The sequence below is a fragment of the Paracidovorax wautersii genome (assembly GCF_031453675.1).
Taxonomy (GTDB): Bacteria; Pseudomonadota; Gammaproteobacteria; order Burkholderiales; family Burkholderiaceae_C; genus Paracidovorax.
The window spans coordinates 3,752,562-3,766,581 of the sequence record NZ_JAVIZX010000001.1 but is presented as its reverse complement, the minus strand read 5'-3'; the positions used below and the strand labels follow the sequence as shown (position 1 = coordinate 3,766,581).

Below are 14,020 nucleotides of genomic sequence, written 5' to 3'. Positions count from 1 at the left end.
GCGAAGTTTAGGTGCCGAGCGTGTAAAAACCGCGTTCCGGCCCGCATCGTGCGGCCTTGTCCTACCTCTGCGCCGGCGCGAAGGCGCCAAAGCGGCGGATACGCTGCGCCGCTTACCGCATATCAATAATGAGAGCAACCCGCCCGCCGTAGCAAACGGTTTCCGATTGAAACGGGCCGCAGTTGCAGGCGGGGCAAGCGCAGCCTGCTAGCGTATGCATAGCGCAGTGGACGGCGTGCAGACCCCTCGCGGCCCGGCGCGGGCCGGCCGCCGCGCTGCTCAGTCTTCCGCCGTCTCGCCCAGGAAGCCGCCGCTCTGGTGGCCCCACAGCCGCGCGTACACACCGCCGTGGGCCAGCAGCTGCGCGTGCGTGCCTTCCTCGATGATGCGGCCGGCATCGAGCACGATGAGCCGGTCCATGGCCGCGATGGTGGACAGGCGGTGCGCGATGGCGATCACGGTCTTGCCCTGCATCAGCGTGTCCAGGCTTTGCTGGATGGCGGCCTCCACCTCGGAGTCCAGCGCGCTGGTCGCCTCGTCCAGCAGCAGGATGGGCGCGTCCTTCAGCATCACGCGGGCAATGGCCACGCGCTGGCGCTGGCCGCCGGAGAGCTTGACGCCGCGCTCGCCCACGTGGGCGTCGTAGCCCGTGCGGCCCTGCAGGTCGGTGAGCGTGGCGATGAAGTCCGACGCCTCGGCCCGGCGGGCGGCGGCGTGCAGATCGTCCTCGGTCGCGTCGGGCCGGCCGTACAGGATGTTGTCGCGCATGGAGCGGTGCAGCAGGGAGGTGTCCTGCGTGACCATGCCGATGTGCTGGCGCAGGCTGTCCTGCGTGACGTGGGCGATGTCCTGGCCGTCGATCAGGATGCGGCCCGCGGGCACATCATGGAAGCGCAGCAGCAGGTTGACCAGCGTGGACTTGCCCGCACCGGAGCGGCCGATGAGGCCGATCTTCTCGCCCGGGCGGATCACCAGGTTCAGGTCGTCGATCACCGGCTTGCCTCCCTGGTAGCCGAAGGTGACGTGCTCGAAGCGCACCTCGCCGCGCGGCACGGTCAGCGGGCGGGCGTCGGCCGCGTCGACCACCGTGCGCTGCTTGGTCAGGGTGTTGATACCGTCCTGGATGGTGCCCACGCTCTCGAACAGCGTGGTCATCTCCCACATCACCCAGTGCGCGTGGCCCGACACCCGCAGCGCCATGGCGGTGACGGCGGCCACGGCGCCGGCACCCACCTGGCCCTGCGACCACAGCCACAGCGCGGAGCCGCAGGCGCCCAGGATCATGCCGACCACCAGCGTGTGGTTGACGATCTCGAACAGGCTCACCAGCCGCATCTGCGCATAGCCGGTGAGCTTGAACGCATCCATGGCAGAGCGCGCGAACTCGGCCTCGCGGTGCGTGTGCGAGAACAGCTTGACGGTGGCGATGTTGGTGTAGGCGTCCGTGATGCGCCCGGTCATCACCGAGCGTGCATCGGCCTGCGCCTTGCCGACCTTGCCCAGGCGCGGCACAAAGTACCAGCAGGCCGCCGCGTAGCACAGGATCCAGACGAGGAACGGCACCAGCAGGCGCACGTCGAAGCCCGCGGCCAGCACGAGGATGGTGACCAGGTACACGCCCATGCCGATCACCACGTCGGTGGTGGTGAAGATCATGTCGCGCACGGCCAGTGCCGTCTGCATGATCTTGGTGGTGATGCGCCCGGCGAACTCGTCGGCATAGAAGGCCATGCTCTGGCCCAGCATCAGGCGGTGGAAGTTCCAGCGCAGGCGCAAGGGGAAATTGATGGCCAGCGTCTGGTGCTTCACGCTGGTCTGCACTGCCACCAGCACGATGCTGGCGACCAGCATGCCGGCGATCCAGGTCAGGATGCCGCTGCGCTCGGCCCAGAACTGCGCCGGAGGCCCCTGCGAGATCCAGTCCACCACGCGCCCGAGCACCGCGAACAGCAGCGCTTCGTACACCGCGATGGCGGCCGACAGACCGGCCATTCCCAGCACATAGCCGCGCAAGCCTTGCGTGCCCGCCCAGACGAAGGGCATGAAGGCCTTCGGCGGCAGGGTGGGTTCGTCGGCGGGGTAGGGGGGGACGCGCTTTTCAAAAAACCGGAACAACACGGGGCTCACTCCTTGGGCGCCGATGGTACGGTCCCGCGCAGGGCGATGCTCCGCGCCGCGGCAGAGCCCCACATTGGTGCAAGGCCTTGGATGACGTGGCGGGCGTGACCACCCGCAATCCCGGTACCGGCCGCATGCTTGGCGCAACGCCCGCCGGGACTTGGGGCTGTGCTGAACAAGCTACGCGCGCTGCATCGCTCTGCCTGGCGAGGTCTGCCGCGTTTCCCATCCTCGCAATCGCTCGGCTATCGCTGCCGCATCGCGGGGGCGTGACCAGGTTCTCAGCGGTACACCACCGTGATGCGCGGCACCGCCCGCACGCCGGGCTGGCGTGCCAGGAAGTCGGCAAGGAAGCTGGTCAGGCTTTTCTCGCACAGGGCGAGCACGGCCGGATCGGCGGCCAGGGCGCGGCCCTGGGTTTCGGCCCGCCGTGCCGCTTCCTGCTGCAGGCGGATGACGGCGCCCTTGTCGTCCGTCAGCAGGCCGCCGCTCAGCACGCGGTGCCGCAACTGGCTGATGGCCGGCGTCGCCACCAGGGCCGGGCGCGCCAGGTGCACTTCCAAGCCCTGGGCGGTGGGGCGCAGCTCGTACTGCCCCGGCCGCAGGTCGTAGCCGAAGGCGTACTCGGCCGTGTACCAGATGGCGACCACACCGGTGGACGCCAAGCCCAGGACCGACTTCTCGACGATCTGCGTGGCGCCTTCCTCCCGCACCACCGTGGCCGTGAGCAGCTTCATCTGCTCGGCCAGCGACTGCTGGCCCACCGTGAGGTAGCTGGTGTAGCGCGTGTAACCCAGCAATTGCTCGGTACGGGAGGTCACCTCCTGCTGCAACTGGGCCACCTGCTCGTTGGCGGAATGCAATCTGGCAAAGGCCCACCCGGCCAGAGCGACCGCTCCCAGCAGCGCTGCGGCTGCGAGCACGATGAGAGGGCGGGAGCGGACGCGCATGGGACGGGTTCAGGGAATGAATGACGGGTGCTGGGCGGGCGAAACACCAGCATATCGCCAGCACCCGTGCGGCATGTGCCAAGACCCCAGAAAGGTCTGGGGGGCCGACCTCTGGGAACCGACTCAAGTTCTTTTCGGGGGCGTGCAAGCCTCTTGCCGGGCTCCGACGCAAGGCGATCCCCGAAAAGACCTTGAACAGATTCTGCGCACAGGGGCAAACCAGAAATGGCCGCAGCGGAGGGCATAATTGCGAATCACTCCCGTTTCTAAAGCCATGGCCACCCCAGCAGTCACCCCGTTGAACATCGTCTCCCGCATTGGCGCGGGGGTCCTCGGCGGCTATGCGTTCACCTGGGGGTTCATCGCGCTGTTGGTGGGGGTGGGCTTTGCGGCGCAGATGGAATTCCACGACGCCGAGGCGCTGGGCTACATCCTGGGCTTTCTCATCTTCCTGGTGGCTTTCCTGTGGGCCTTCTGCGCAAAGAGCGTGGGCCGGGTCTGGCTGGTGCTGGCAGGCGGCGGCGCGTTCATGACCGGCGCGGCCTGGCTGGTGCAGCAGGCCCTGGTCTAGCCGCTGCACCGAACGCGCCGCTGCGCCGAACCCCGTCCTCCTCTCCTCGTCTTTCCGCCGCCGCTGCCCCTTAAGGAGTCCCGCCCCGTGTTCCAGAATTTCCGGCTGTCCATGGCCTGGCTCCACACCTGGTTCGGCCTGGTGCTGGGCTTCGTGCTCATGGTGGTGTTCTTCTTCGGTTCGCTGTCGGTGTTCGACCGTGAGATCGACCGCTGGGCGATTCCGGCCAGCCGTTTCGAGCCGCAGCCCATGCCGTCATTCGACCAGGTGCTCAAGCCGGTATTCGAAGACATGAAGCCCAGCCCGCAGGCCATCGAACTGGCCAAGGGCCGCGTCAACGGCCCGATGGCCGAGACCTTCCCCGTGACCAAGAGCTGGGGCGCCTACACCACCCACCGCGACCCGGTGCTGGGCCTGTTCTCGAGCTACGAGCTGCCCAACGCGAAAGACCCTGAAGACAGCGTCTGGGGCAACCGCACCATCGACCCGCGCAACGGCCAGTCGCTGCCGGACGACCACCTGAAGATCGGCAGCCAGTTCTTCTACCCCATGCACTACAGCCTGAACTTCCACTGGAAGGACCTGGGCATGTGGATCGTGGGTTTCGCCGCGCTCATCATGCTGGTGGCGCTGGTCAGCGGCGTGGTCATGCACCGCAAGCTCTTCCGTGAGCTGTTCACCTTCCGACCGAAGAAGCACACGCAGCGCAGCGCGCTCGACCTGCACAACCTGACGGGCGTGGTGGCGCTGCCGTTCCACTTCATCTTCGCGTTCTCGGGGCTGGTGATCTTCGGCGGTGTCTACTTCCCCGTCACGCACACCCAGCTGCATCCGCTGCATGAACTGCATGAAAAGCACGAGGCGGCCGAGACCGGCCTGCCGCACGACCGCGCCGGCGTGGCAGGCCCGCTCGCTTCCGTAGATGCGATGGTGGCCGAGGCCCAGCGCCGCTGGGCCGCGCAGGGCATGGCCGGCGATGTGGGCTTCCTGAACGTCCAGCACGTGGGCGACGCCAACAGCTATGTGAGCGTGTACCGCGCCGGCACGGACCGTATCGCCCTGGTGGGCAACGGCATCCACTTCAAGGCGTCCACCGGGGAGGTGCTGCGCGAAGACCCGCCACAGACGGCCGTGGCCAGCGTCAACACCTTCCTCACGGGGCTGCACCTGCAGCACTTCCGCCACTGGCTCTTGCGCTGGCTGTATGTGCTGGGCGGGCTGGCGGGCTGCGTGTGCATCGCCACCGGCTTCATCTTCTTCGTCGAGAAGCGCAAGAAGCAGCACGCCAAGCAGGGCGTGAGCGGCTCTCGCTGGGTCGACGCCTTCGCCGTGTCCACGGTGACGGGCATGCTGATCGCCACCTTCGCCATGTTGATCGGCAACCGGCTCCTGCCGCTGGACCTGCCCGCCCGCGGCGATTGGGAAAAGTATGTTTTCTGGGGTGCCTGGGTGCTGGCTTTCCTGCACGGCATCTGGCGCACCGCGCCCGTGGCCCAGGCGCGCATGGCGCCGGCATGGGCCGAGCAATGCTGGGCCGTGGCTGTGCTCGCCGTTGCGGCGGTGCTGCTCAACTGGGCGACCACGGGCGACCATTTGCTGCGCACCATCGGTAACGGCTACTGGCCTGTGGCCGGTGTGGACCTGGCCATCCTGGCCAGCGCCGCCGTTGCCGTGCTGGCGGCGCGCACGCTCCGCCGGCGCTCCCAGCGCGCGCCCGCCGCTCCCGGGCGTGCCGTTGATCCCGCCCGTCGTTCCGTGGAGACTGCCCGTGCCTGACACCTTGCTGCTCGCTGCCGCCGTGGCGGCCAACATCGCCGCCATGGGCTGGCTGGCGCTGTCGATGGACGTGCACTGGGAACAGGCGCGCGGCACCGATCCATTGCCGCGGCGCACGGTTGTGCAACTGCGCTGGCTGGGCGGTCTGGGACTGTTCACCTCACTGCTGCTGTGCCTGGCGGTCGACCACGCTTCGATGGCGTCGCTGGTGTGGTTCATGACGCTGGCGGGCGCCGCGCTTGGCATCGCCTTCACGCTGTCGTGGCGTCCGCGCGTGCTGCGCCCGCTGGTGGCCTGGGTGGGGGCGGGTCGGGCCCCGGCCGCCTGAGGCGCTGCTTCAGGCGTTTGGACAGGTTGCGCGCCTAGAAGAGTGCCGCCTGCGCTGGCGGTGGATTGTCCCGCGCAGGCAGCAACGGCCATTGGCCCAGTGTCTTGTAAGTGTAGGGATGGCCGCCGCTCACCACCAGCCGAAGCTCGGTCAGCGTCCAGGGAATGGGCTCCATCCGCCATGTGCCCAGCGGTTCTGGCGCCCAGTAGCTCAGCGTCACGTGCGGGGTATGGCTTGAGAGGGTCTCGATGCCCTCAGCGGCCAGGGCCGCGGCGACGGAGGCCAGCAGCGGCCCGAACCCCGGCGGCCGGGCCCGGGCCCGAAAGGTCCAGTACCACGTGCTGCCGTGCGCCTCACTGGTCATCTCGTCGAGCAGCAGTGTGCAGGCGTGCGCAGCCACCTTCGCTCCGGCGCGGAGCATGCACGAGCGCATTTCCGGTGTGGCGCCATGTAGGCCGGAGAGGGACTGGTGCCAGTTGCAGGCGGGGAACATCGCACCGCCCAGCCGGTGATCCCACCGGTTCAGGCGCACCTGCTTCAGCAACGCCTCGCGCACGGCCGGCGGCGGCAGGGCCATGAAGAGCAGATTGCGCGCCGTCATCGTCACTTACCTCCGTGCCTGAGCTGGGTCGGTCCGGCGCAAAGTGTGGCAGGAAGGGCTCCGTGGGTCACCTAAGGGGGGCTTGGGCGATCACCATCCGACGAGCACGTGACGATAGCCCATCCGCGGCGGGCTTGCCGTTGCGGCGCTTGCAGCGGGTACTCCGCCTGCTGCCGGTCCGGGCCTGTGAGTACGCTGCCTGGCGTTGCTCTCATTCCAATAGCAAGAAGGCAACGCTTATCGCGGCCTGCAGTTCCATTGTTTTCTTTTTCTTTCCAGGCTGCGGTATTTGCCCTGGCCCTTCTGCAATTGCCGCTATCCTTGGACCCTTCTTTGAATTCCCGGTGCCCCGCGTGGTAGGTAAGGCGCTGGTTCTCGCCAAGGCCTGACTCCCCGCAATGACGGTTTCTTCTACGCCGCGCCCATCGTTCTGGCACTGGATGCCGGGCGTGATCGTTGCGCTGGCGGGCCTGGCCGCCACCTATGCGCTGTGGCATCAGCAGTCCACTTCCGTCTCCGCCATGGCGCAGGTGCGGTTCACGCAGGAGGCGCGGTCCTTCTCCGATGCGCTGCAGCTGCGGCTCGGCGCCCATACCGAGCTGCTGACGGGCCTGGCCAACCTCTTCACCATCAATCCGGACCTGAACCGGCGCGATTTCGAGCGCGTGGCGCGTGACCTCGACTTGACCCGCTACCGCGGCAGCGTGCGCAACGTGGCGTTCACACGCTATGTGCCCGCGTCGGCCAAGGCCGCCTTCGAGGCGCGGGCGCGCACCGATGCCTCGGCAGACGGCCGGCTGTACCCTGACTTCGCGATCCACCCGGCTGGCGACCGGCCCGAGCATTACGTGGTGGACTATCTCTGGCCCCGTACCGGCAACGACGGGGTGCTGGGCCTGGATATCGTTTCGCAGCCCGCCAATCTGGAGTCGCTGCAGCGCGCCCGGGACACGCGCCGGATCGCCATGTCCGCACCCTTCGACCTGGTGCAGGAGCGGGAGCACCGCACGGGGTTCAATATCCGCGTTCCGGTGTTCATCGACACGCCCGGCGGCGCGCCGCGCTTCATCGGCGCGGTGGGGGCGACCATCCGCGCCCACGACATGGTCGGCTCGCTGCGCGAAGAAGGCTATCTCAAGGGCGTGGCCCTGAGCCTGGAGGATCTGGGTTCCGTCGACGCCCCCGCGGCCACGCCGAGCACGCTGCTGCCGCGCGACACCGGCACGGTGTATTCGTCCGCGCGCCTGGACAGCGAGATCGACGCCGGCGGCCGCCGCTGGCGCCTGAGCTTCCAGCCGCTGTCGGACTTCCTGTCGTCCTCCGAGCGTCAGCTGCCCTGGTTGCTGGCGCTGGGCGGGCTGGTGGTGACGGCACTGCTCACCGCCCTGGTGACGCTGCTGGTGCTGCGCCGGGCCCAGGCGCTGAACGACGTCCGCGTGGCGGGCGGCGCGCTGCAGGACAGCGAGGAGCGCTTTCGCACCGTGTTCCGCCAGGCCGCCGTCGGCGTGGCGCAGACCCGGACCGACACGGGCCAGCTGGTGCGCGTCAACGAGAAATTCAGCCAGCTGATGGGCTACAGCGTCGAGGAACTGCAGCGCATGCGCTTTCAGGACCTGACGCATCCCGACGACCTAGGGGCCGATCTCGACCTTACGCGGCGCCTGGCGAGCGGCGAGATTCCCGAGTTCCACATGGAGAAGCGCTATCTGCACCGGGACGGCCATGTCGTCTGGGCAGAGCTCACGGTGTCGCCCATGCGCATGCCGGGCGGCGGCTCCGAGTTCCACATCGCAGTGGTGCAGGACATCACGGCCCGCAAGGAGATGGCGGAGGCCCTGCGCACCAGCGAGCAGCGCCTGCGCGGCATCCTGCTGCGCATGCCGGTCGGGGTGTGCCTCGTTCAGAAGGACGGCACCATCAGCTTCCGCAACGAACGCTACCTTCAGATCTGCGGCTACGGGGAAGACGTCGCGCCCAATGCCGACAGCTGGTGGCGCCTGGCCTTCCCGGACCCGGACCGCCGTGCCGTCGCGCGCGGCGAGTGGCAGCGCGCCCGCACGGCCGCGCAGGAAGGCGACGGCTCCATCGCGCCCGGCGAATACATGCTCACCGGGCGCGATGGACAGATCCGCACCGTGGAGGTCTCGGGCGTGATGCTCGGCGAGGACCACCTGGTGACCATGGTGGATCTGAGCCAGCGCAAGGCCGCGGAGCAGGAAATCCATTCCCTGGCGTACTACGACCCGCTCACCCGGCTGCCCAACCGCCGCCTGCTGCTCGACCGGCTGCAGCAAGCCCTGGCCGTGAGCGCCCGGCGCCAGCGCTGCGGCGCGGTGCTGATGCTGGACCTGGACAACTTCAAGACCCTGAACGAGACCCGCGGGCTGGACCGCGGCGATGCCTTGCTGCGCGAGGTGGCGCTGCGCCTGCGCGGCTGCCTGCAGGGCCAGGACACCGTCGCCCGCCATGGCGGCGACGAGTTCGTGGTGGTGCTGGAGGATCTGGACGACACCCCGCAGGAAGCCGGCGCGCGGGCGGAAGAGGCGGGCCAGCGCATCTTGGCGGCGCTGCGCGAGCCTTTCGTGCTCGACGGCGAGGCGCACCACAGCACGCTCAGCATGGGCATCGCCATCTTCCAGGGCCAGCGCGAGTCGGCCGAAGAGCTGCTCAAGCGCGGCGAGCTGGCCATGTACCAGGCCAAGGCCGCGGGCCGCAACACCCTGCAGTTCTACGATCCGCAGATGCAGGCGCTGGTGGAGGCCCGCGCGGCGCTGGAGTCCGACATGCGGGCGGGCCTGGCCCAGGGACAGTTCGAGTTGTTCTACCAGCCGCAGGTGGTGCAGGGCCGCATCACCGGGGCCGAGGCGCTGCTGCGCTGGCGCCATCCGCTCAAGGGCTTCGTCTCCCCGGCCGAGTTCATTCCACTGGCCGAGGACTGCGGACTCATCCTGCCGCTGGGGGAATGGGTGCTGCACACCGCCTGCGAGCGGCTCGCCCAGTGGGCCCACCAGCCCGGCCTGGCAACGCTGGGCCTGGCCGTGAACGTCAGCCCGCGCCAGTTCCACCAGAGCGGCTTCGTCGCCCAGGTCCTGGCGGCGCTGGCCAGCACGGGCGCGGACGGCCGGCGCCTCAAGCTGGAGCTGACCGAGGGCCTGCTGCTGCAGGACGTGGAAGACACCATCGCCAAGATGGCCCAGCTGCGCGCCTACGGCGTCGGTTTTTCGCTCGATGATTTCGGGACCGGCTATTCCTCGCTGGCCTACCTCAAGCGGCTGCCGCTGGACGAGCTCAAGATCGACCAGAGTTTCGTGCGCGATGTGCTCACCGACCCCAACGACGCCGCCATCGCCCGCACCATCGTCGGCCTGGGCACCAGCCTGGGCCTGCGCGTGATCGCCGAGGGGGTGGAAACCGAAGCCCAGCGCGCCTTCCTGGAGCGCAACCATTGCCATGCGTGGCAGGGCTATCTGCTGAGTCCGCCGCTCGTGGCACCGGCCTTCGAGGCGCTCGTGGCCGAACGCGCCGGCGCCGCCACGGCCTGACGCGCCGCGATGGACCCGTTTGCCCATGCCTGGACTCAAGACCCTCGCCCTGTACCTGGTGACCGCCGTGGCCGAGATCGTCGGCTGCTACCTGCCGTGGCTGTGGCTGCGGCAGGACCGCAGCGCCTGGCTGCTGGTGCCGGCGGCGGCCAGCCTGGCGCTCTTCGCCTGGCTGCTCACGCTGCATCCGGCGGCTGCCGGCCGGGTGTATGCCGCCTACGGTGGCGTGTATGTGGCGGTGGCCCTGGCCTGGCTGTGGTTGGTGGACGGCATCCGGCCCGGGTTGTGGGACGTGGTGGGCGTGGGGGTCACGCTGGCCGGCATGGCCATCATCGCCTTCGCGCCACGCAGCGCGGGGTGATATGGTTTCGATAGCTGCTTGCGCAAGTACAGCAAGCGCTAGAGGCTGATTTGGCTCCATATGCCCCTGCGCCGTGCTGGCAGCGGAAGGCGGGCGGCGCCACGGTATCATCCCCACCTGCCACGTGCGCTGCGGGCCCGTAGCCCGCGTGCCGCACGACCGACATCAGGACTTCCCTAGCGCCACGCTTTTCTTCGCCCATCGCTGACCCGTGCGTCTCAACTCCATCAAACTCGCCGGCTTCAAATCGTTCGCCGAGCCCACCAACTTCATGCTGCCAGGCCAACTGGTGGGCGTGGTGGGTCCGAACGGCTGCGGCAAGTCCAACATCATGGACGCCGTGCGCTGGGTGCTGGGGGAGAGCAAGGCCAGCGAACTGCGCGGCGAGTCCATGCAGGACGTGATCTTCAGCGGCACCACCAGCCGCAAGCAGGCCAGCCGTGCGAGCGTGGAACTGGTCTTCGACAACGCGGACCACCGCGCGGGCGGCCAGTGGAGCCAGTACGGCGAGATCGCCGTCAAGCGCGTGCTCACGCGCGAAGGCAACAGCAGCTACTTCATCAACAACCAGCCGGTGCGCCGCCGCGATGTGCAGGACGTGTTCCTGGGCACCGGGCTGGGCCCGCGCGCCTACGCCATCATCGGCCAGGGCACCATCAGCCGCATCATCGAATCGCGTCCCGAGGAACTGCGCCTGTTCCTGGAGGAGGCCGCGGGCGTCTCGAAGTACAAGGAGCGCCGGCGCGAGACCGAGAACCGCCTGTCCGGCACGGCCGAGAACCTGACGCGCGTGGAAGACATCCTGCGCGAACTCAACGCCAACCTGGAGCGTCTGGAAAAGCAGGCCGAGGTGGCCGCCAAGTACAACGCGCTGCAGGCCGACGTCACGCTCCGGCAGCACCAGCTGTGGTTCCTCAAGCGGACCGACGCCGAGGCCGAGCAGGCCCGCGTGCGCACCGAGGGACTGCAGGCCGTCAACGATCTCGAGTCGCGCATGGCCGACCTGCGCGCGGTGGAGTCCGATTTGGAAACCATCCGCCAGGCCCACTACGCCGCGGGCGATCTGGTCAACCAGGCCCAGGGCCGGCTCTATGAGGCGACCGCGGAAGTGGGCAAGCTGGAGGCCGAGATCCGCTACGTGGTCGAAGGCCGCCAGCGTGTGGAGACCCGCCTGGCCCAGCTGGCCGAGCAGATCGCCCAGTGGTCCGCCCGCAAGGAAGAGGCCGAGACCGAGATGGAGAACCTGGCCGCCACCGGCGTGGACGCCGAGGAACGCGCCGAATTGCTGGCCGCCCAGGTGGAGGAGCAGGCCCAGCAGATGCCCGATCTGGAAGAAGCCCTGCGCCGCGCCCAGCACGAGGCCAACACCCAACGCGGCACGGTGGTACAGGTGCAGCAGCAGATCCAGGTGCTGGCCGCCGAGCAGCGTAGCATCGACGAACAAAGCCGTGCGCTGGATGTGCGCTACGAGCGCCTGCGCACCGACCGCAACGCGCTGGCGGCGCCCGATGAAGCGCGCCTGGACGGCCTGCGCGAACAGCTGGCCGAGGCGCAGGAGATTGCCGAAACCGCCGAGGCCCGTCTGGCGGAGCTGCAGGAATCCGTGCCGCAGCTGGACGACGACCGGCGCACGCGGCAGCAGGCGGTGAATGCCGAGAGCGCGCGCCAGGCAGAGCTGTCCGCCCGCCTGGAGGCGCTCAAGGCGCTGCAGGAGAAGGTCAAGACGGATGGCAAGCTGCAACCCTGGCTGGCCAAGCATGGGCTGGACGGACTGCAAGGCCTGTGGAGCCGCATCCACATCGAGCCCGGCTGGGAAAGCGCGCTGGAGGCCGCCCTGCGCGAACGCATGGGCGCGCTGGAAGTCGGCCGTCTGGACATGGTGCGCGGCTTCCTGGGGGCCGGCGGCAACGACGCGCCGCCGTCGCGCCTGGCCTTCTACAGCCCGCCGCCGGCCGGCACGCCGGAAGGCGGCAGCACCGCGCTGCCGCGCCTGTCCGACCTGCTGCGCCTGCAGGATGCCGGTCTGCGCGCCGTGCTGGTCGACTGGCTGCACGGTTGCTTCACGGCCGCCTCGCTGGAAGAGGCCCTGGCGCTGCGTGCCCAGTTGCAGCCCGGCCAGGTGGTCTATGTGGCCAGCGGCCATGCGGTCAGTCCCCACGGCGTGAGCTTCTACGCCCAGGATTCCGAGCAGTCCGGCCTGCTGGCGCGGGCGCAGGAGATCGAACACCTGGAGAAGGAGCTGCGCGCCCAGCACCTCATCGCCGAAGAGTCCCGCACGGCCCTGGTGCGCGCCGAGGCGGCCTATGCCGACGCCTCGCAGCGCCTGGTGGCCGCCCGCCGCGAGGCGACCGATGCGCAGGGCCGCGCCCACGAACTGCAGGTGGAGACTTTGCGCCTGACGCAGCTGGCCGAGCAGACCCGGGCCCGCAGTGAGCAGATCGGCGCCGATCTGGCCGAGGTCGAGGCCCAGCTGTCCGATCTGCAGGAGCGGCGCGTGGGCGCCGAAGCGCGCTTCGAGAAGCTGGACATGCAGCTGGCCGACAGCCAGGAGCGCCACGCCCAGCTGGACGAGCACGTGATCGGCGCCGAGCGCAAGCTGGCCGAATGCCGCGAGCAGCAGCGCGCGCTGGAGCGCCAGGCGCAGGAGGCGACGTTCTCGCAGCGCAGCCTGGAGGCGCGCCGGGGCGAACTGGCCCGCACCATCGACACCGCGCGCCAGCAGGCCACGGCCCTGGCCGACGAGCAGGAGAGGGCGCGCGAGGAAATGGGGCGCTTGTCCGCCGCGGCCGCGCAGGGCGGGCTGCAGCAGGCGCTGGAGCTGAAGATGGAGCGCGAGAAGGCGCTCGGCGCCCAGCGCAGCGAGTACGACGACCTCACGGCCAAGCTGCGGGCGAGCGACGAGCGCCGCATGCAGCTGGAGCGCGCGCTTGATCCGCTGCGCGCCCGCATCACCGAATTCCAGCTCAAGGAGCAGGCCGCGCGCCTGGGCCTGGAGCAGTACACCACCTTGCTCGCAGATGCCCAGGCCGATCTGGCGGCCGTGGCCCAGTCCATCGCCGAAGGCAATGTGCGCATCGGCGGCCTGCAGGGCGAGATCGACCGCCTGCACCGCGAGATCGCCGCCCTGGGCGCCGTGAACCTGGCCGCGCTCGACGAGCTGAACCTGGCACGCGAGCGCAAGACCTTCCTCGATGCCCAGATGGCCGACCTGACCGAGGCCATGACCACGCTGGAAGACGCCATCCGCAAGATCGACGCCGAAACGCGCACCCTGCTGTCGGGCACCTTCGACACGGTGAACGGCCATTTCGGCCGCATGTTCCCCGAACTGTTCGGCGGCGGGCAGGCGCGCCTCATCATGACGGGCGACGAGATCCTCGACTCCGGCGTGCAGGTGATGGCGCAGCCGCCGGGCAAGAAGAACCAGACCATCCACCTGCTGTCGGGCGGCGAGAAGGCGCTCACGGCCATCGCCCTGGTGTTCGCCATCTTCCAGCTCAACCCCGCGCCGTTCTGCCTGCTGGACGAGGTGGATGCGCCGCTGGACGACGCCAACACCGAACGCTATGCCAAGCTGGTGGCCAGCATGAGCAGCGGCACGCAGTTCCTTTTCATCAGCCACAACAAGATCGCCATGGAAATGGCGGAACAACTCATCGGTGTGACCATGCAGGAGCAGGGCGTATCGCGCATCGTGGCGGTGGACATGGAGTCCGCCCTGTCGATGGCCGATACCTGAGCGGTCTCTCCTCCAACGCATCCACACCTTCCGA

General features: G+C 68.9%; 9 protein-coding genes. 6 read left to right on the top strand and 3 right to left on the bottom strand.

Going from position 1 to position 14,020, the window contains the following annotated elements:
* Window positions 1-279: 279 nt before the first annotated feature.
* Both QE399_RS16925 and QE399_RS16920 read right to left on the bottom strand, forming a co-directional pair.
* A complete protein-coding gene (locus QE399_RS16925) occupies window positions 280-2,115 on the bottom strand; it encodes an ABC transporter ATP-binding protein (RefSeq protein ID WP_309832152.1) in 1,836 nt (611 codons plus the stop codon).
* 284 nt (window positions 2,116-2,399) lie between these two features.
* Window positions 2,400-3,068, bottom strand: coding sequence for a hypothetical protein (locus QE399_RS16920; protein WP_309830520.1), 669 nt, complete (start codon window positions 3,066-3,068; stop codon window positions 2,400-2,402).
* A 274-nt stretch (window positions 3,069-3,342) separates the two neighbouring features.
* Between QE399_RS16920 and QE399_RS16915 the strand changes: the two genes are divergently transcribed.
* The 3 genes from QE399_RS16915 to QE399_RS16905 all read left to right on the top strand — a co-directional run bounded on the left by QE399_RS16915 (window position 3,343) and on the right by QE399_RS16905 (window position 5,743).
* Window positions 3,343-3,639 carry an iron uptake protein gene (locus tag QE399_RS16915; protein ID WP_309830518.1) on the top strand — a complete coding sequence of 99 codons (297 nt, stop codon included), beginning with the start codon at window positions 3,343-3,345 and terminating at the stop codon, window positions 3,637-3,639.
* An 87-nt stretch (window positions 3,640-3,726) separates the two neighbouring features.
* Window positions 3,727-5,415, top strand: coding sequence for a PepSY-associated TM helix domain-containing protein (locus tag QE399_RS16910; protein ID WP_309830516.1), 1,689 nt, complete (start codon window positions 3,727-3,729; stop codon window positions 5,413-5,415).
* On the top strand, window positions 5,408-5,743 hold the full coding sequence (locus tag QE399_RS16905; RefSeq protein WP_309830514.1) for a DUF3325 domain-containing protein: 336 nt from the start codon (window positions 5,408-5,410) through the stop codon (window positions 5,741-5,743). The genes QE399_RS16910 and QE399_RS16905 overlap by 8 nt, the downstream gene beginning before the upstream one ends.
* A gap of 34 nt (window positions 5,744-5,777) precedes the next feature.
* On the opposite strand, the gene QE399_RS16900 is transcribed toward QE399_RS16905, so the two are convergent.
* Window positions 5,778-6,344, bottom strand: coding sequence for a hypothetical protein (locus QE399_RS16900; RefSeq protein ID WP_309830512.1), 567 nt, complete (start codon window positions 6,342-6,344; stop codon window positions 5,778-5,780).
* Window positions 6,345-6,742: 398 nt separating this feature from the next.
* Here QE399_RS16900 and QE399_RS16895 point away from each other — a divergent pair, with 398 nt between their 5' ends.
* From QE399_RS16895 to smc, 3 genes are all read left to right on the top strand, one after another.
* Window positions 6,743-9,886 (top strand): bifunctional diguanylate cyclase/phosphodiesterase, encoded by a 3,144-nt coding sequence (locus QE399_RS16895; protein WP_309830511.1) that lies wholly within the window; start codon window positions 6,743-6,745, stop codon window positions 9,884-9,886.
* 25 nt (window positions 9,887-9,911) lie between these two features.
* Window positions 9,912-10,247, top strand: a complete 336-nt coding sequence (locus QE399_RS16890; RefSeq protein ID WP_309830510.1) for a YnfA family protein — start codon at window positions 9,912-9,914, stop codon at window positions 10,245-10,247.
* A 211-nt stretch (window positions 10,248-10,458) separates the two neighbouring features.
* On the top strand, window positions 10,459-13,986 hold the full coding sequence (smc, locus tag QE399_RS16885) for a chromosome segregation protein SMC (protein ID WP_309830508.1): 3,528 nt from the start codon (window positions 10,459-10,461) through the stop codon (window positions 13,984-13,986).
* Window positions 13,987-14,020: the final 34 nt, after the last annotated feature.